We start from the raw sequence: 18,923 nt of genomic DNA, 5'->3' as shown, positions 1-18,923 counted from the left end.
AATTAGGCCTTGCTAGTTATTCCTTGGCGAAGCTGACGTTCCAGTTCTTCCTGATCCACGAGCAATATATCACTCTCATCTTCCGGTGCAGGCGAAATCTGTGTTCCATCCGGAATAACCAATCCTTCTGCGATAATAGCTCGGTAAATGCGCACATTTTGCCCGATTTTCACTCTTGGCATGATCACCGAATCGATGACCGCACTGTTCTCACCAACTTCAATTCCATAGAACAGAACAGAATGATTGACCTCACCATGCACTACAGTACCTTCACTAATAATACAATTCCGCACCTTGCCCGAAGGTGAGATGTATTGTGCAGGTTGGTTCGGATTACGTGTGAAAATACGCCAGTCCGGATCATTCAGATTAAACGGTGTGTCTTCGTCCAACAGGTCCATATTGGATTCCCAAAGACTGCGAATGGTACCAACGTCTTTCCAATAACCTTCAAATGGATACGCATATAAGGATTTTTCATTTTCAAGCAATAAAGGAATAATATCTTTACCAAAATCATAGGAGGTGGATGCCTGTTGTTCATCCTGGATCAGGAAACGTTTCAGTACATCCCACTTGAAGAGATAGATACCCATGGAAGCCAGTGTGCTCTTGGGCTCAGGAGGTTTTTCTTCAAATTCATAGATGCTATAGTCATCGTTGGTGTTCAGCACTCCGAACCGGCTGGCTTCTTCCAATGAGACATCAATGACCGATATGGTGCAATCCGCATCTTTTTCTTTGTGATACTGGAGCATTTTTTCATAGTCCATCTTATAGATATGATCCCCTGACAGAATGAGCACATGCTCAGGATCGAATTGTTCAATAAAGTTCAGGTTCCGGAAGATCGCATCCGCTGTACCCCGGTACCAGTTGCTACCGTCTTCACGTTCATGTGGAGGAAGTACATATACCCCGCCGTTTTTCCGATCCAGATCCCAGTCACTGCCAATGCCAATATAGGAATGTAAGACAAGTGGTTCATATTGGGTCAATACACCCACTGTATCAATACCAGAATTAGAGCAGTTACTCAGCGGGAAATCAATGATTCGGTACGTGCCGCCAAAATATACAGCCGGCTTAGCCAGTGATTTGGTCAATCCTTTTAACCTCTTACCTTGCCCTCCGGCAAGTAGCATCGCTACAACTTCTTTTTTCGCCATCATTACAGCCTCCTCCACGTGCATTCGTTCTGATTCATTTCAGAGCCCATAATCGATATTCTGTTGTGTGGACACTGTTGTCTTGATTAGGAGCTTGCTGTACAGATGTGTAACCGGTGAATCTTTGTTGCAGTTGAACTGCTTGGATTGTAAAGCCTGAAATAGAGATGATGCTGGTGTAGAATTGCTTGACTGTCTTACAGAGGTGAATGTTAGATGCAGAACTTAAGGTGTAGCTCGTGAACAATGAAATAGTCTACTCCTATTTAACATTAAACACGAAACGGACTGGGGAATCTTACTGGAAAACATCGACATCAAGTTGCGGGTAAGGTTACCCTTTCTCTTGCCGCTGTTATTCATATTGTATTCGATAATAGAGAAGCAAAATCCTTTAGTTTTTGTGCAAACATTAAGTGGGAAAATAAGTAAAAAGAATGAGTTCACATGACAAAAAAGCCGACTTTCGATCCCGGCTCATTTTGTCTGTTATTTTGGTGTATCCGTTCCTGAAACAGTCTATATAATTTTGCGGAACAGCTCCATTACTTCATCCTTGGACGGTTGATAGGGATTACCTGGTGCACAGGCATCTTTCATCGCGTTATCGGCAAGCAGTTCCACATCGGGATCTTTTACACCCAGTTCAGACAGTTTCTCAGGAATGCCGACTTCCTTCGATAGCTGACGTATGGCCTCAATGACGTAATCGGAACACTCCTCATCACTTCTACCCTTCACATCCATACCAATGGCCTTAGCAATATGACGGAATTTGCCGGGTACATGCTTGGCGTTCAACTCTTCCACATAGGGGAGTAACATTGCGTTACAGACACCATGCGGCAGATCATATACGCCACCCAGTTGATGCGCCATCGCATGGACATAACCCAGGCCCGCATTATTAAAAGCAATCCCGCCAAGGAAACACGCATACGTCATATGTTCCCGCGCTTCCAGGTCACTGCCGTCTCTCACGGCTCTTGGCAAATATTCAAAGATCAGTTCAACAGCTGCTGCAGCTGTCGCACTTGTCACTGTAAATCCACCCGGTGTAACCATCGCTTCTACGGCATGTGTCAACGCATCCATTCCTGTGGCCGCTGTGAGACTTGCAGGTTTGCTGAGCATCAGCTCAGGATCATTAACCGACAGGGAGACCAGACTGTTGCGGTCCACCATCACCATCTTTACTTTACGTTCCTCATCTGTAATCACGTAGTTAATTGTCACCTCACTCGATGTGCCAGCCGTTGTGTTAACAGCCACAAGTGGCACGGACTTGTGTTTCGATTGATGAAATCCTTCATATTCGCGGATATGCCCACCGTTCGTAGCTACAATACCAATGCCTTTGGCAGCATCCTGCGGTGAACCTCCGCCTATCGATATAATGGCGTCACAGCCATGATCCTGGAATACTTGAAGTCCATCATGTACATTCTGACATGTTGGATTAGGCTGAACCTCATCATATACTACATAATCTAACCCTGATTTTTTTAATATAGACAGTACCTGCTCTGCAACGCCTGAAGTAATCAATTGGCGATCACTTACAACCAGCGCTTTGCGGATACCCATCTGTTCAATCATCTGACCTGCTTCCTGTAAACAACCTCTACCCATCAAGTTCACGGGCGGAACATAATATGCATGTGTTGCCATTTGAACCAGCCTCCTGTAACCCCTGATTTACTATCTTCATTGTAACTGAATCCGTTTTCAGATATAGTGAAATAAATCACAATGAAACCGATAAATGTTACACTTGAGGTTGATTTTTCCCCGTAATGATAAAGACGACCCAGACACCCGAAGGTCTCCAAGCCGTCTTACTTACCTATCTTAAAGCTTTATCCACTACTTATACCTTACCGAAGGTACTCTCACTAAAAGCATCCTTACGAAGGCTTACAGCGCCTTATCGTTCACGCCGTCAAGCCATGCCTCAATATCGCCAATTACGGAGGATACACAGCCATCCTCGAATGGTGAGTTCAATCCAGCCAGTTCAACCAATCCAGTAAAGGACAGGCTTCCTCCCGCTTTGCACAATGTCAGATAGTCGGCCCATGCGGACTTCATGTCCTCATTGCTGCGTTTCCAGAACTGGAATGCACAGATTTGTGCTAACGTATAGTCAATGTAATAGAATGGCGATGAGAAAATGTGACCCTGTTTATGCCAGAAACCACCTTGCTCCAAATACGCATTATCTTTGTAATTGATGTGTGGCAGATAGGTCTTCTCAATGTTGCGCCATGCCTGCTTGCGCTCCGTTGGAGTTGCACTCGGGTTCGCATACACAAAATGCTGGAATTCATCCACAGCTACACCATACGGAATGAACAACAGACCGGAAGACAGGTGATCAAACTTGTACTTGTCCGTATCTTCCTTGAAGAACAACTGCATCCACGGCCATGTGAAGAACTCCATACTCATGGAATGAATCTCAGCCGATTCATATGTCGGCCAGTTGTATTCAGGCACTGCAAAATCACGGCTCTCATACACCTGGAAAGCATGACCTGCTTCATGTGTCAATACATCAATATCACCGGAGGTACCGTTGAAGTTGGAGAAGATAAACGGCACTTTGTAATCGTTCAGGAACGTACAATATCCGCCGCCCTGTTTACCTTTTTTGCTTACCAGATCCATAAGCTCGTTTTCGGTCATCATCTGGAAAAATGCATCCGTCTCTGGTGATAATTCAGCGTACATTTTTTTACCATTATCGATAATCCAGTCCGCGTCACCCTTAGGTGTCGGGTTACCCGTCTTGAAGCTGAAGCCCTGATCGTAATAATACAGCGTCTCCACATCAATCCGATTACGCTGACGCTCTCTGAGCTTGGTCGCCACAGGCACGATATAATCACGAACTTGTGCCCGGAAATTAGCAACCATCTCGGCGTTATAATCCGTACGGTTCATGCGATCATAGCCGAGTTCCACATAGCTTGGATAACCCAGTTTCTTCGCGATCTGTGTACGTACTTTAACCAGTTCATCGTAAATGCGATCGAATTCAGCTTCATGTTCAGCCATGAACGTGTATCTGGCTTCCGAAGCACGCTCCCGCATGGAGCGATCCGTGGACAGTTCAAATGGATGAAGCTGTGGCAACGTGCGCTCTTCACCTTCGAACGGAATTTTGGCCGATGCGATCAACTGATTGTATTCTGTGGAAAGTTTGTTCTCCTTCTGGAGCTCTTCAATAATTTCCGGGCTGAATGTTTTCAGTGAAAGATCCGCCAGTTGGAACAGCTGTGAACCCCATTTTTGTTCCAACTCGTTGCGGAATTTGGAGTTAACCAATGCACGGTAAAAATCCGTGATATATTCCTGTACAATTGGTGCATTCTCATCCAGAAATTCGTTCTCCGCCTTGTAAAACTCATCATTGGTATCAATGGAATGACGGATGTAGACCAATTGGGCTTGTGTCTCAAAATCACTGCGCAGCGCGTTAATCTGATCCATGAACCCACTCTGTTCTTCAACCGTTGCCGCAGCTTCAAAACCGCTCAACAGCTCACGGAAAGATGTCTTGATGTGTTCCAGATTCGGACGTGTATACGTATACTCACTAAATTTCATTTATGTACACCCTTTCCTGTTTGGCAGAATTTCGGGAGTATCCCGAGTTAAACTACCCCCTATTATACAAAAGAGCAGCTAAAAAATCCCATAATTACGAAAAATATTTGTCCATCGGTCAAATTGTGCAACATGAATGGTTACAAATATTACTTACTTATGTAAGGTCAGTGCCTCACAATTTTTCCCCACACAAATAAGCCCGCCTCGCGTTAGCGAAGCCAGCTTATAGGTTGTCTCTCTTCTTTTCACATTTAAACAATACTAGCTTTGGTCTTTATCCATAATCTGATAGAACCAGCCCATTCCGACCATGCCCACGACCATAATAACGGCCATAATAATGATATATGTCATGAATGTAACCTCCCTGCTTCCGTATATTCATCACACTACTACTAGTGTACACGGTGAATCGCCGTTTGAATTGACCGAACATTGACAAAAATACGAAATCTTTAATTTTAATAAATGGATTATTTCCCCGATCACACTAAATCATACGTACCTCGCTGCACGGTGCAAAGTTTCATCCGCCATGCTTACGGTGTATACTATACTTCTATGAAATGGAATTTGGATTTTTACGCAGAAAGGTTGAAAGACATGTCAACTCGCATTCCCTTACGTCAGCTATTTCTTACTGTTTTATTAGCCCTTATGTTATCTGTTTTGACCGCCTGTGCTGATGGAGAAGCCCATCTAACGGTAAATATGGATGGATCAACGGATCTGGATCTCAATCTCAACGTAAAGAACTCCGCTCTTGGAAAAATTGGACAAGACAATCTCATGCCTCTGATCGCAGATGCATTGAATCGAAATAACTTCCAGGCAGAGGTTTCGGAACAGGGAGATCAGAAGCAGCTCACAGCGACCACCCATTATGAAAAAAGCAATAAAACCAGCTTTGATACGTCCAAGTTACCACAAGGGATCAAAGTTGAACAAACAACTTCCCCCGGCTTCTTCACTTCCAAGATGCACATTACAGCAGAAGCCGATCTCATGGAGTCCATGCCCGATGGTGAGATCAAAAATCAAATTAACAAGGTGCCTAGCTTTCTTAAAAACCTCTTGTTGAAAGATGTTAACTTTGACTTCAAGTTGTCTTTGCCCATCAAGGCAGCCGATTCGAATGCGGATCAAGTGGAGGATGGCGGAAAAACGCTCATTTGGCACGTTTCACCCCTCCAGATGAATAAACTGGATCTGACTGTACAGGTTCCTAATATCCGGAATATCATCATCATTGCAGTCATTGGTCTATTATTAATTGCTGCTCTGCTCATTTGGTTTTTTGTTCGTCGCAGGCGGGCCAGACGGCGCCACAGTGCAAGATCACATCGCGGAAAAAATTAATTCTTCACACCAATTTTATTTGTGACTTGCCAAACGGTGTTATGGATAGTAGAATACATCCGTACTGTGTGAACGGTTAATTTTTTATTAAGCAAAGCTAAAGAGGTGACAGGTTTCATGAATATCCGCGAATGCCCACTACCTGGTATCGGAGTTAAGTACCAGTTTGATACAAAGGGCGGCCATCAGTTAGTCATTATTGTGCATGAGGACGGACGCCGTGAATTATTCTCCGTTGATCCACAAGACAACGAAGAACTCACTCTGATTGCAGATTTGGAAGATGACGAATGCGTGACTCTCTCCGGTTTAATCGGAGGCTGGTCGTAAATGACAGAATAACCTGTACCTTGAATTTCAAGGCGCAGGTTATTTTTCCGTTACGTTACCCTTTGAGAGCGGATATATGGAACCCATGTATTCAGTACACGGCTAATCTCTGTGGAATGAAACGGTTTGCTGATAAAGTCCTGCATCCCGCATTTCAGACACTCCTCACGGTCACCGGCGCCTGCAAAAGCTGTAATCGCTGCAATAACCGGTATTTCTGGGTGGGTCTGTCTGATGTGGCAGGTCGCTTCAATCCCATCCATAACGGGCATTTGAATATCCATAAACACCAGGTCATATTGAACCTTGTTCAATGAATCGACGGCCTGTGCACCATTCTCAACGATATCACAGACTCCGCCAAACTTGCGCAGCATCTCCTCCAACAGATGACTGTTGACCGCTTGATCCTCAGCAATCAAAATTTTGATGTCATGGGCAAGACTCGCTCGATCCAATTGCAGTTCATCATTCGTGGTGATTTCAATCGGGTCATTACTTTCCTCTAACCACCGCTCCACTACGAGGGTGAACTGGAATTCTGCCCCCTCACCGATCTCACTCTGTACACCAATCGCTCCGCCCATTAATTCTACCAGTTTTTTGCTGATCGCAAGGCCTAGACCTGTCCCGCCAAACTTACGATTAATGGCCGGATCAAGCTGTGAGAAGGATTGGAACAACTGATGCTGCTTTTCTATTGGAATGCCAATCCCCGTATCTCTCACCTTAAAGGTCAACATCAGGTTATCCTGACCATGCTCATCTGAGAAATCAGCACCTACGCTCACCATAATACGGCCCTGCTCTGTGAATTTAACGGCATTACCCACCAGATTAATCAAAATCTGCCGGATTCGTGTCTCATCCCCTCGAATGCGTTCAGGAATATGGTCCGACACTTCACAATAGAGTTCAATATTTTTCTCTGATGCCTTCAGTGCAAACAGCTCGATCACCCCACCCAGCATCGCCTTAATATCTACAGGTGCGCGCTCAAGATCCATTTTGCCTGCTTCGATTTTGCTGAAATCCAAAATTTCGTTCAGAATGTACAAAAGGGATTCGCCGCTATCAATCATGATTTCCGCAAAACCTTTCTGTTCATCATCCAGCTCGGTTTCCATTAACAGATGGGCCATGCCCATGATGCCGTTTAATGGCGTACGAAGCTCATGACTCATGATGGCGAGAAACTCGGACTTTGCCCGGTCTGCATGCTCTGCTGCTTCCTTGGCACGTATGATGTCCTTAACAGATGTCATATCACGGAAAACCAACACTGCTCCGCGCGTTCTACCCTGATCCATAATCGGCTTCAATTGGAACTCTGCCAGGAAACTGGACCCATCCTGTCTCCAGAATACGGATTCGGTACGTGGCAGACCTCGTCCCTCACGAACAGCCTGTAGAATTGGTGTATCCTTGGATGGGTAGGGGATGCCTTCGCTCTGCATTTGGATCATCATCTGTTCTAATGGTTTGCCATTCAATTCACTTGGACAGAAGTTCATGATCTCCGCAGCGGCCGGATTGGCAAAGTTCAGATTCCCTTCCAGGTCCAGTCCAATAACACCCTCAGACATGCCATTCAAAATCAATGCCCGTTCATAACTAAGATTCTCGATTTCCTCGACGTAACGTTTGGACTCTGTAATGTCACTCGTAATCCCGTAGACCCCAACAACTTTGTTCTCCAGTATAATAGGAACATTAATCACATTTGTTTCAATCCGCTGCCCATTTTTGTGAATTAAACCTATCTCGTAGCTCTGTGCATTGCCCTTCACCGTTTCCTCAAAATGATATCGAGTCTTCTCCAGATCCACAGGATCAATGAGGTGATCAAAAGGCCGACTCAGCAGCTCCTCTTTGGTGTGTCCTGTCAACTGTTCCTGACCCATATTTGCTTTCAGCAGATTGCCTTCCAGATCAAGAGAAGCCACACCTAGGGGATTACAGTCAAATAACGATCTGTACTCCTGCATGCTTAACTGTTGTTGCTGGCTGGCTGTGATATCCCGGGTTACGGCGACCATCTCCATTAATTCACCTGAATCGTCATATACATAGTGCGTAATCGTATCTGCCCATACCGTAGATCCATCCTTATGTAACAGGCGATAATTGAGCCGTTTGGGAGCCAGACCCTTTCTCTGCTCTTCTACGTACGCTTCAACCAAAGGCACATCCTCCGGATAGATCACAAATGTTCCCGGCTTACCTATAACTTCTTCCAACTCATAGCCCAACATGCTTTTACATGCATTCGATACATATTTAAATGTACGACTTGAATCGGCATCATGTATTGCAATCAGGTCTAGTGAAGACTCCGCCAGCAGGCGAGAGATGCGACTGCTCTCTTCCAATTGCTTACGTTGCACAATGAGGATTTCCTCTGCATCTTTTTGTTTCGTAATGTCAGCAGCCTGTACCAACAGATACAATGGCTCACCATTCGTTTCATCCCTAACAATGCAAGCTCTAATGGTTGCCCACAATAACGAACCGTCCTTTCGTTTCAGACGAACCTCCGTCTCGTACATCGGACTTGTTTCATGAGTCATTTCCCAGAACTTGCTGCGGAATTCCTCCATATGCAGATCTTCTTCGTAGATCATATGTATGACCGAAGTATCGATCAGTTCATCTTCACTGTATGCAAGCATCTCGCAAAATGCAGGATTAAGCTGCAGCCACCGTCCATTTACATGCGATGCGACAGCAATGCCGATTGGTGCGTGCGTATACAATTGTTCGAACAGAGATCGGCTCTCTGTAATGGATTTCGACATTACATGTCCTCCTTTATGAGAATCTGAATGTATTCCGTATGAATAGATCGACCTGAACATAACTTCATCTATAGAGTACTACCCCAAATGCCATCATTGATAAACGAGATCGGACAAAATCCCTACTTGAATCGACATATACTACACAATACCCGTGCTCTCCCGATTATACAATGTTGAATATTCGAATAGGAACGGAGGTTATGGATCATGATCATTGTTGCTAATCAACCCGTCCAGCTGAACCGCTCGGAATGGTCTGATTTTGAATGGTATTGGTTACAGCAACTCCAGAATCGTCCAACGAGGTATGTGTACCAATCCATGGATCATCTTCGATTTGAATGGGACTTGAGGGGCTCTCTCGTGGAAGCCGCGGAAGGACTGGATCGAAGCGGTGTGAGTTTTGCCTCCTTTGAAAAATCCAGATGTAATCCTGCCTACTGGAATCGTAATGCGGAAGGTGGGTTTGAGCTAAGATCAAACGTGACCCCCGCCGACGGCATCCGGGATATCTGGAGGAATGGACACTTATATGCCTTTGAATGTGCAACAGCCACCGTTATTGTGCTGTATGGTGGCGTACTGGGAAGCATTCGCGAAGACGCCTTTAATTCCCTGTTTCGCAATCTGTTACTCTTTGACTGGCATTATGACAGTGACCTGCGATTAACCGAAAAAAACGGTAGCGAAACCGCCCTGCCAGGAGATGTGCTGTATTTCAAAAATCCGGATGTTTCTCCGGAAACCCCCGAGTGGCAGGGAGAGAATACGTTCATGCTGCGCGAGAACTTGTATTATGGTCATGGCATTGGTATTGCAAGTGGCGAAGAGATTATACGTACCCTGAATCAGTTCCGCGTTCCAGGTAGCCGAGTCTCCGCCTACTTAATGGATATGGTGATCTATCCGGACTTCTTTTATTTATCCCGATTCGCCAAAAACAGCCAGAATAATATTGCCGCTGGTTCTACGCCCGTATTACCCGGACAGTTATATGTACGACTTGGTGGCAGCCGTTATTTACGCAGCTGAACTACTGAAACGGAAACGGATTTTGCATTAAATTGCGAACAATACCTCAATCCAAGTGATGACAAACAAGCCCAATACAGTAGCAGTTAACCTGCCACCTCATTGGGCTTTTTTTACATCCAAAAAATCATTACTATATCAACATTCGCGTTACCTTTGTGCTACATCGAGGATCACTTCTGGCAGTTTACGCATTCGGGTCCAGTTGCACAACAACCTGTTTACCACTTACCTGAACACCTGTCGTTTTGCTACCGAATTTAGCCAGCGATTTGCTCAGTTGCTCAGCCCACTCCTTGCCTGCAACTCCTTCTTTGGCTCCATGCACCTGGATGACGAGTTTTACCGAATCACCCTTCTTCAGAATGCGCTCCGCCTGAGACTGCTTCGTCTCCCGGTCATGATCTTCCATCGCAAGGTTCAAGCGAATTTCCTTTACTTTACGTTTATCGGGAGATTTACTCGCTTTTTTCTTCGCCTGTTGCGCTTCTGCTTTGGCCGCTCCTGCGCCAATCAGCTTGCATGGCGGTGGACTTGTCATCAAGGACAAGCACACCAGATCTACTTTATGCTGCTTTGCAAGTAAAAGTGCTTCCTGCGTGGACATCACACCCAGATCTTCACCATTCAGGCCGGTCAGCTGCACTTCGGCTGCTTTGATCTTTTCATTTTTGATCATGATTCTTCCTCCTCTACATCAAAAGCCTGTCCTGACCATTTACGGATCAGAGCAGGCTAGGATGGTGTTGCTACTTATTTTGTAATACATATCAGCGTATGAATATGCCAATCGGTTTGATTTACAGCGTGTTGAATGCTTCAGTCAGAACCGGTACAATTTGTGATTTGCGTGATACTACGCCTTTCAAGATAGCTCTGCTATCAGACAGCGTCACATTGTAGGCTTTTTCCACCGCTTTAGTGGATGTACCATATGCCAAAGCTACGGAATCGTTGTTCAGAATGTCTGTTACGACAAATACAAACAGGTCAAGACCTTTACTGGAAATGATCGCTTCAATAGCTGCTTCAAGCTCAGGTTGCTTCACGAGAACATCATTCACGTCAACAGCATTAACCTGTGCAATTTCCACTTTGGATTGACCCATTACGAATTCTTTGGCATCCAGGGAAATCAGTTCAGCAATTGTTTTTTGGCTCAGATCCGCACCGGCTTTCAGCATGTCCAGACCATAGCTGTCTGCATCTACACCAGCAATGGCAGCCAGTTCACGCGCAGCGGCTACGTCCTGCTCTGTGCAAGTCGGGGATTTGAACAACAGGGAATCGGAGATAATGGCAGACAACATCAGACCAGCAATCGGTGCACTCACTTCGATGCCATTTTCTTTGTACATTTTATTCAAAATGGTTGCTGTACAACCTACAGGCTCTGCACGGAAATACAGAGGTCCGCTTGTCTCAAAGTTAGCAATACGGTGATGGTCGATAACTTCAACAACAGTCACTTCCTCAATATCGCTTACACTTTGCTGACGCTCGTTGTGGTCAACCAGAATAACTTTGTTTACTTCATTTGCAGCTGTTTTAATCAGACGTGGTGCTGCAATTTTGAATTGATCCAGTGCAAACTGGGTTTCACCATTGACTTCGCCGAGACGAACAGCTTCAACGTCCTGACCCAATTTTGTTTTGAGATCCGCATAGGCGATTGCCGAACAGATCGTATCCGTGTCGGGATTTTTGTGACCGAAGATTAACGCTTTTTCCATATTCATAGCCCTCCGTCAATTCTGATTTATATAAGTTTAACCAAAGAATGTTTACACTTGCCACTCCGATGACAGAATAACCTTCCGATCGCTGTTATCCCCAGATTTTTTGATTCCCTTTTAAAGGGAAAATCCGGTGATAAAGGCGAACGCTCCGCTTCTCCAGCTTTTTTCTGTCCTCTCCGTTCTCGTGTAAAAAGTTTAGTTGAACTTATATAGAAAATATATGTCATATTTAATCATACCCTACTGATTATAGCGCTAATAAGGCTTAATTCCAATCCCTTTACAGCGAATTAATTGCAAATCATTCTCAGGCAAGTCATTTTGGAAAATAGCCAAACTTGGTTCATTCCCTCAAGCTGATATGCTATGTATCCTATTTATTCCATCGTACAACCTTATAAATTAGCATACGAAACTCTGATACGCAACGAAAACATTAAATCTCAGGCTCTTCCGCGCTCTGCCCTTGCCGTACAAAAAAGGTCTGTAGACTGCCGTCCTCGCTAATCTCCAGCAGGTTCAGTTGTGCTCCGTAGGCACAACCACCATCAATGCCAATTTTGTCTCCGCTCGGGTCAAACCAAATGCCTGTCTCATCATGCAAATGCTTCACGGGGGTGTGTCCAAATACGACCGTCTCTCTAATCGTCGTTGGTTTGGAATAGAATGATTCACGAATCCAAATGAAGTCCCGCTCGGACTGGCTTCTCCAATCCTCGATATCCGGGTTGATCCCGGCATGCACAAAAATATAACCCGGAATCTCGTACACCAGCGGAAGCTGTTCCAGAAAACGAAGATGGTGTTCATAGTGTGTACGTATCCACTTTTTGGCTTCAGCATAAGCTTCCCAATCTATCTGTTGCTCATCATAAGTAAGCTCCAGATCCAGATAACTTGCCATCGTCTTTAGTCCACCGTTGCGGATCCAGTGTTGATCATATTGCTCAACATCCTGGGTTAACGCCTTGACCATCATGGCATCGTGATTGCCTTTAATCACCATAATATCGTGCTGTTGCTGAAGCTGCATAATCTGTTCGATGACCTGTTTGCTGCTTGGACCTCGATCCACATAATCACCGAGTAAAATCAATTCATCCTGCTGCGGATTATAATCTGCAAGCTTAAGCAGTGCATTAAATTCATCGTAACAGCCATGAATATCACTAATGACACATCTGCGCATGTGAATCTCTCCTCTCCCTGATCACGCAAGAGTATAACCGGAACCTTGCATGAGCAAGATTCCAGTCTGTTCAGAGTAGTTATTCCCGCTTGCTTACCATTAGTCCTGCTTGAGTCCAAAGGCTTCTGCAATCAAGCCGAATGAGCGCAGACGTGCTTCAAACGAATGGACCGCTGATGCAATAATGACTTCATCTGCTTCATGGCGTTCAGCCATTGCGGTAATTTTGTCTTTCACCTGATCCGGTGTTCCCACGATGGAAAAAGAACGACGTTGACGAATCTGTTCCATCTCCATCGCTGTGTATGGATAGTTGTTCACCGTCTCCAGAGATGGGAATGAACTTTGTTCAAGACCTCGTCCAAGGCGTAAGAAGAAAAGTTCATTGCTGCGTGCAAGTTCAGCAGCTTCTTCCTCTGTCTCCGCGCAGAATGCCGAGACAGCAATCATTGAATGTGGTTTGTCATTCAGGATGGACGGTTTGAAATGTCTGCGGTAATGTTTCATCGCTTCTTCGCCGCCTGGTGTTCCAAAGAATTGGGCAAACGCATATGACGTCCCTTGCGCTGCAGCAATTCTCGCACCTTCGGAGCTGGAACCCAGCAACCACACTTCTGGTACCGTGGGAACCGATGGTCCGGCTACCAGAGATGCAAACCGATGATCCTCGGGCAACTGCTCGTGGAAGTATCCGCCCAGATCCGCGATCTGTTGCGGAAAGAATTGTACATTCGATGATTTCCCCTCATTCAGAGCTCTGCTGGCAATTGGCATACCACCTGGTGCTCTGCCAATCCCCAGGTCAATCCGCCCCGGATGCAAAGCTTCCAGCAGACGGAAATTCTCTGCAACCTTATAGGCACTATAATGAGGTAACATAACGCCACCGGAACCTACACGAATACGATCCGTATGTGCAGCCACATGTGCAATCATAACTTCAGGACTGGAGAATGACAGCGCACCACTACCGTGATGCTCCGACATCCAGAACCGGGAGTACCCCAATTGATCCGCATGTTGTGCGAGTTTCACCGTTTCCTGCAACGTATCCTGTACACTTCGTCCTTCATTGATATGTCCATGTTCGAGTACACTCAGTTTCATATATATTCAATCCTCTCGTCTGTTAGGTTCATAAGTACTGTGAATATGAGATCAGCGAATATTACGCGCTTTTGCTCACTTCATTCTTGCTCATTCCATTGTAACATTAATTATTACAGTTTCAAACTTTAGTTATTCTCTTTATTACCACACTTGTGCAAGAAACATGCAAAAAAACGCCACCAGCTTTTGAACTGGTGACGTTTTTGATCTGACCTATTGCAGAAAATTGATTTATGGTGCACGTTTCGGTAGCAACTTCACATACTCATCAGACAGTTTCATCAGGCTGAGCACATGTTCATAATCGGCACGATACGGTTCCAAATCCGTTACCGGCTCGTATGTCTTCAGCGAATAGGCTGTTCCATCGTCAAAGCCCGCACCCGGGATAAACATAATGTCATCGTTGACAAATGAACCCGTTGGCAAGTAATACCGGATACCAAAGGCATTGTGGTCCATGTTGAGCAGATCATGTCCGAAGGCAGTGAATTTCTCAGCCTGTAGCGAAACTCCCATCAGATTCATAATCGTTGGCAACATATCCAACTGACCGCCTGGCTGCTCAATCACTTGTCCTTTGGTCTGTTTCGGCGTATGAATCATTAACGGAATATTGAATCGACTTACTTTACCGTCATAAGGGACGCCCAGATTGGCCTGAATCTGCTGTGTGATCTCTTCATCAGCAGGCAGACCAAAGTGGTCCCCGTAGAGTACTAAAGTAGTATTATCCCATAATCCGTTCGCCTTCAACTCATTAATGAGTTGACCGATGGCATAATCCGTATAGTTGATCGCTTGCAGATAATCGTGAAGCAGTTTGTTCGTGATGGTCGCAGGAATCGTGATCCGTGCACGATCAGCGGGAACCGTAAACGGCGAGTGGCTCGATGCCGTTATGAACTGAGCATAGAACGGCTGATTCGCAGCCTGATGCGCAGTCATTTTTTCCACACCTACACGGTACAGCTCTTCATCCGATGGTCCAAAGTCATTGAATCTGTCGTTCTCGAAGCTGGGCTTGTCGAAGTAACGAGTGAATCCGAGTGCCGGATACATTTTGTTCCGGTTCCAGAAGGTGACGTCATTAACGTGATACGTCTCGGACTCATATCCCTCTTTTCCTAATAACTTGGGAAGACTCGGCAGTTCACGGTCACTATACCCTGCTGACATGGGAACAACTCCGGTTGGATAGATAGACGTGTTCGACATGAACTCCGCGTCTGATGTGTTTCCCTGTCCGATCTGTTGGAAAAAATGAGAGAAATAATAGCTTTCTTTGGCCAGATCATTCAGTACCGGTGTTAACTCCTGACCATCCAATGAAGCATTAATCGGGAAATTCTGAAAGGACTCCAGTTGCAGTACAATCAGGTTACTACCTTTGGCCTGACCAAAATATTTGGCTTTCACGGCTGTACCGTCACTTGGTTTATCCTGATACGGATACTGGCTAACCAGCTCATTGATCTTGGCAATGGTTTCGTTAATGTTGCCATTGGCAATGGCCTCATTTTCTTTGCTCGTCAGAATGGCAGACGATACCTGGTAGTTCAGGAAACCGAGATTCTCGGCTCGCACCAACTCGTTATCAATCGTTTCACCTTTGACAATAAAACTGCCAGACAGCACGATGCAGAATGCAGCCGTAAGCGCAACGCCGAGCTTGCCCCAGTAACGTCTACGAATTCTGCCAAAAGTCAGACCGCTATCGCGGTAACTGCTGCGGTTACGCCCGCCAGCACGTTTGCGCATAATCAACCATATTGGCAATGCCAGTACGATGTCTGCAAAAAACAGAAAGTGCTCCGGTCGTACCAGTGGTCCGATACTTCCCCGTACTTGGGCAACTTGCCCCAACTCACTTAGCGCGGTATATGTGGGTACCGAACTGAAATGAACGTTATACAGCGTAGCCGCGAACAACACCAGAGAAAACAGAATATTGAATCCTCCGTATACTGCTCGCTTCCAGCCTTTGGGCACGATCAGATCCAGCAGGCATACCACGGTTAGTGCGCCTAATGCGTCAGTTAACAGACCGATGCCGGACAGACCCTGGAAAAAGAAATACCGTAGCAGTGACAGCTTCAGCAGCATAAGAATGAATAACACGGCGAATAAGGTCCGTGATGAAGTTCGTTCATTTTTGGAATTATACATGGTCGCTTTCAACCCTTACCCTGAAATTTTACGTTCATTTTACAAAACGCATATTTCAGTATAACAGTTTTCTGGTTGCTATTCCATGGAAGTTCCGTGTAGGACAGGGTGAGCGTTACGCAATTGTAGAAATATCCGTGTTCTGCGTGTCTGCTCCCTCTCTCTGTGCCTTAATGGCTGCTTGTGCAGCAGCAATTCGTGCATAAGGGATCTGTTCAGGCAAACAGCTTACGTAATCCAGTCCAATGCGGTGGCAGAACGTAATCGACTCCAGGTCCACAACATTTTCCCCACAGATCCCTGTCTTCAGATGAGGTTTTCGAATTCGACCTTGGACTACCGCCATCTCAATCAGTTGTCCGACTCCCTCAATGTCCAACACATGAAATGGATTATTCGTTACCGTACGAGAGTCCGTATCACGTTGAAGGAGAAGGAGCCGCTTCTCAGCTTCATGGCGACTATATCCAAATGTCATCTCTGTCAGCTCATCCGTGCCAAACGAGAAAAAGTCAGCCTGGCGAGCAATGTGAGTCGCCGTCAGCGCCGTTCTCGGAGCTTCGATCATCGCCCCCACTCTATAGAGACAATGCCGCTTCTCCTCACCAAGCACTTGGTCCGCCACATGATCCACCAGATCTCTCATCACCTGAAGTTCATGCACATGACCGATCTGCGGGATCATAATCTCGGGACGTACCCACCAGCCTTGCCGGATGCCTTTCACCGCTGCGCGGAATATCGCTTCCAGCTGCATATCAACGATCTCCGGGAACACCGTACTCAGCCGACAAGCCTGTTGCCCCAATGTCGGATTATGTTCATGCAATTCACAGACTCTGCGAATGACACGCTCCAGTTCCTCCAGTTCATTCTGATGGTCTTTTTGCTCCTGCCACTCCTCTGCTTGTAACCACTCACGTCGTTTCTCCAACACTCCCAGATCCGGTAACAGTTCATGCAACGGCGAATCGAGCAAACGTATCGTTACCGGGTATCCATCCATCGCTTCGAATATTTGTTCAAAATCAGACTGCTGCATTGGCAACAGACGCTCCAACCCACGCCTGCGTTCGGACTCACTGTCTGCCAGGATCATTTTTTGTACAAATGGTAACCGCGCAGGTGATAACAGCATGTTCTCCGTCCGGCATAGACCTATTCCCTCGGCCCCTTGTAGCCGTGCTGTCATGGCATCCTGTGGATGATCTATATTGGACAGTATCGTCAGTTCCTTTATTTCATCAGACCATTCGAGCAGAAGCTGTAGTTCCGGTGTACCACTTGAGAACCCTTTCAACATCTCCGTCACATGCCACGGCTCGATACGTAACAGCGCATCCGCTTTGGTGATTACCCCTTCATGCACAAAATCAATAGTACTCTGCAAGGCGGCCTTAGCACTCAAGCACGCTGGACTGACATGCAGAAGATACAGCTCCCCTGAATCGATAATGAATTGGATTTTTTGAACTTTCCCCAGATAGCGCTCCAGATAACTGCAAGCATCCAACAGAAGACCATATAATCCAGGTTCTTCTCTCCGCAACTGATCCAGTCCTTCATCCTGAGATTGGGAAAAAGCAGATGCAGAGTACTCGCCTGTCATGCCTCTTTCGCCCGTACCCGGATGACGGGAATATACCGTGCCGCTGCCGCTGCGTTCACCTTGCTCACCATTAACCATCACCTGAATAAGAGCCGGAGCTCCTTGATGATCCCCTGAGTGTCGAGTAGATTGGAGAAGAAGTTCTTGCTGGGAGTTAAGTCGTGGTGCACGTTGTGTATGAGAAACCGCACGAATCGCTTCTTTTAATTGTAATTGAACATCTTGAGGGAATGGATGAAACCCTATATCTTCTATTAATTGCTTATATTCTGCAATGGCGAATTCCAGCTTCGCTTCATCGAGGATCGAGAAGTCACCCAATTTCTCTTCAAATAGGGAATACGAGATGCCATGTACTAGCTGACCATAATCCTGCAATAAAATTCGATAACAATTAAGCGCATACTGTCGATCATTGGTCTGCCTGGCGAACCCTTCAACCGTCACATCATTCAATCCCACATGAAGCAAAGCAAGGGATTCCATATCATGGGAACTCGCTTCACTTGACCTCACGGCAAGTAGCAACGGTGCTAAAGCATCGCCGAAGAATTTTCCTGTTTGCCCTTCCAAGTGCCGAACTGCGCTGCCAATCTCTTGAACTTCTTCTGTGGAAAGATGTCCAAGACGGGTACAGAACGCGCGACAGCCTTCCCTTGTTACAATGAACCCGGCCGGAACGGGCCAACCTGCCTGAAGCAACACTGCAAGTCCAGCCCCTTTACTACCCATCAGCCCTTTCATCTCTGCCGTACCTTCTTCCAACAGAACTACCCGTTTCGTCATTACAGCGCTCCC

General features: G+C 46.0%; 13 protein-coding genes. 3 read left to right on the top strand and 10 right to left on the bottom strand.

Annotated features, from left to right (window positions below; all coding sequences use genetic code 11):
* Positions 1 to 2: 2 nt before the first annotated feature.
* From C161_RS12815 to C161_RS12805, 3 genes are all read right to left on the bottom strand, one after another.
* On the bottom strand, positions 3 to 1,172 hold the full coding sequence (locus C161_RS12815; RefSeq protein ID WP_036608767.1) for a glucose-1-phosphate adenylyltransferase: 1,170 nt from the start codon (positions 1,170 to 1,172) through the stop codon (positions 3 to 5).
* Positions 1,173 to 1,691: 519 nt separating this feature from the next.
* On the bottom strand, positions 1,692 to 2,843 hold the full coding sequence (locus tag C161_RS12810) for an iron-containing alcohol dehydrogenase (protein ID WP_036670616.1): 1,152 nt from the start codon (positions 2,841 to 2,843) through the stop codon (positions 1,692 to 1,694).
* A 246-nt stretch (positions 2,844 to 3,089) separates the two neighbouring features.
* Complete coding sequence (locus C161_RS12805; RefSeq protein ID WP_036670614.1) at positions 3,090 to 4,784, bottom strand: M3 family oligoendopeptidase; 1,695 nt, start codon at positions 4,782 to 4,784, stop codon at positions 3,090 to 3,092.
* Positions 4,785 to 5,444: 660 nt separating this feature from the next.
* Here C161_RS12805 and C161_RS12800 point away from each other — a divergent pair.
* Together C161_RS12800 and C161_RS12795 are read left to right on the top strand one after the other, a co-directional pair.
* On the top strand, positions 5,445 to 6,146 hold the full coding sequence (locus C161_RS12800; protein ID WP_235193797.1) for a DUF3153 domain-containing protein: 702 nt from the start codon (positions 5,445 to 5,447) through the stop codon (positions 6,144 to 6,146).
* A 117-nt stretch (positions 6,147 to 6,263) separates the two neighbouring features.
* Complete coding sequence (locus C161_RS12795; RefSeq protein ID WP_017688899.1) at positions 6,264 to 6,476, top strand: hypothetical protein; 213 nt, start codon at positions 6,264 to 6,266, stop codon at positions 6,474 to 6,476.
* 50 nt (positions 6,477 to 6,526) lie between these two features.
* Here C161_RS12795 and C161_RS12790 read toward each other — a convergent pair whose 3' ends face one another.
* Positions 6,527 to 9,274 carry a PAS domain-containing hybrid sensor histidine kinase/response regulator gene (locus C161_RS12790; RefSeq protein WP_036670612.1) on the bottom strand — a complete coding sequence of 916 codons (2,748 nt, stop codon included), beginning with the start codon at positions 9,272 to 9,274 and terminating at the stop codon, positions 6,527 to 6,529.
* A gap of 210 nt (positions 9,275 to 9,484) precedes the next feature.
* On the opposite strand from C161_RS12790, the gene C161_RS12785 reads away from it, so the two are divergent.
* A complete protein-coding gene (locus C161_RS12785) occupies positions 9,485 to 10,309 on the top strand; it encodes a protein-glutamine gamma-glutamyltransferase (protein WP_076327827.1) in 825 nt (274 codons plus the stop codon).
* Between the two features lie 187 nt (positions 10,310 to 10,496).
* On the opposite strand, the gene infC is transcribed toward C161_RS12785, so the two are convergent.
* The 6 genes from infC to C161_RS31530 form a co-directional block, all read right to left on the bottom strand.
* Positions 10,497 to 10,988 carry a translation initiation factor IF-3 gene (infC, locus tag C161_RS12780; RefSeq protein WP_036670610.1) on the bottom strand — a complete coding sequence of 164 codons (492 nt, stop codon included), beginning with the start codon at positions 10,986 to 10,988 and terminating at the stop codon, positions 10,497 to 10,499.
* Between the two features lie 121 nt (positions 10,989 to 11,109).
* Positions 11,110 to 12,042 carry a manganese-dependent inorganic pyrophosphatase gene (locus C161_RS12775; RefSeq protein WP_036670609.1) on the bottom strand — a complete coding sequence of 311 codons (933 nt, stop codon included), beginning with the start codon at positions 12,040 to 12,042 and terminating at the stop codon, positions 11,110 to 11,112.
* 442 nt (positions 12,043 to 12,484) lie between these two features.
* A complete protein-coding gene (locus C161_RS12770; protein ID WP_036670608.1) occupies positions 12,485 to 13,237 on the bottom strand; it encodes a metallophosphoesterase family protein in 753 nt (250 codons plus the stop codon).
* A gap of 99 nt (positions 13,238 to 13,336) precedes the next feature.
* Positions 13,337 to 14,344, bottom strand: coding sequence for an LLM class flavin-dependent oxidoreductase (locus tag C161_RS12765; RefSeq protein WP_036670607.1), 1,008 nt, complete (start codon positions 14,342 to 14,344; stop codon positions 13,337 to 13,339).
* Positions 14,345 to 14,578: 234 nt separating this feature from the next.
* Positions 14,579 to 16,516: an LTA synthase family protein gene (locus tag C161_RS12760; RefSeq protein WP_036670605.1), complete on the bottom strand. Its 1,938-nt coding sequence runs from the start codon at positions 16,514 to 16,516 to the stop codon at positions 14,579 to 14,581.
* A 115-nt stretch (positions 16,517 to 16,631) separates the two neighbouring features.
* Positions 16,632 to 18,911 carry a putative PEP-binding protein gene (locus C161_RS31530; protein ID WP_051449711.1) on the bottom strand — a complete coding sequence of 760 codons (2,280 nt, stop codon included), beginning with the start codon at positions 18,909 to 18,911 and terminating at the stop codon, positions 16,632 to 16,634.
* Positions 18,912 to 18,923 lie beyond the last annotated feature (12 nt).

Source organism: Paenibacillus sp. FSL R5-192 (assembly GCF_000517845.1).
In the GTDB taxonomy this organism is placed as follows: Bacteria; Bacillota; Bacilli; order Paenibacillales; family Paenibacillaceae; genus Paenibacillus; species Paenibacillus amylolyticus.
Note: the sequence above shows the minus strand (reverse complement) of the source record. Positions and strands in the feature narration are given on the sequence as shown.

Coding starts and splice junctions, on each gene's coding strand:
- C161_RS12795 (WP_017688899.1), top strand. CDS start 6,264: ATGAATATCCGCGAATGCCCACTACCTGGTATCGGAGTTAAGTACCAG.
- C161_RS12760 (WP_036670605.1), bottom strand. CDS start 16,516: ATGTATAATTCCAAAAATGAACGAACTTCATCACGGACCTTATTCGCC.
- C161_RS12765 (WP_036670607.1), bottom strand. CDS start 14,344: ATGAAACTGAGTGTACTCGAACATGGACATATCAATGAAGGACGAAGT.
- C161_RS12815 (WP_036608767.1), bottom strand. CDS start 1,172: ATGGCGAAAAAAGAAGTTGTAGCGATGCTACTTGCCGGAGGGCAAGGT.
- infC (WP_036670610.1), bottom strand. CDS start 10,988: ATGATCAAAAATGAAAAGATCAAAGCAGCCGAAGTGCAGCTGACCGGC.
- C161_RS12785 (WP_076327827.1), top strand. CDS start 9,485: ATGATCATTGTTGCTAATCAACCCGTCCAGCTGAACCGCTCGGAATGG.
- C161_RS12775 (WP_036670609.1), bottom strand. CDS start 12,042: ATGGAAAAAGCGTTAATCTTCGGTCACAAAAATCCCGACACGGATACG.
- C161_RS12800 (WP_235193797.1), top strand. CDS start 5,445: ATGTTATCTGTTTTGACCGCCTGTGCTGATGGAGAAGCCCATCTAACG.
- C161_RS12770 (WP_036670608.1), bottom strand. CDS start 13,237: ATGCGCAGATGTGTCATTAGTGATATTCATGGCTGTTACGATGAATTT.
- C161_RS12790 (WP_036670612.1), bottom strand. CDS start 9,274: ATGTCGAAATCCATTACAGAGAGCCGATCTCTGTTCGAACAATTGTAT.
- C161_RS12810 (WP_036670616.1), bottom strand. CDS start 2,843: ATGGCAACACATGCATATTATGTTCCGCCCGTGAACTTGATGGGTAGA.
- C161_RS12805 (WP_036670614.1), bottom strand. CDS start 4,784: ATGAAATTTAGTGAGTATACGTATACACGTCCGAATCTGGAACACATC.
- C161_RS31530 (WP_051449711.1), bottom strand. CDS start 18,911: ATGACGAAACGGGTAGTTCTGTTGGAAGAAGGTACGGCAGAGATGAAA.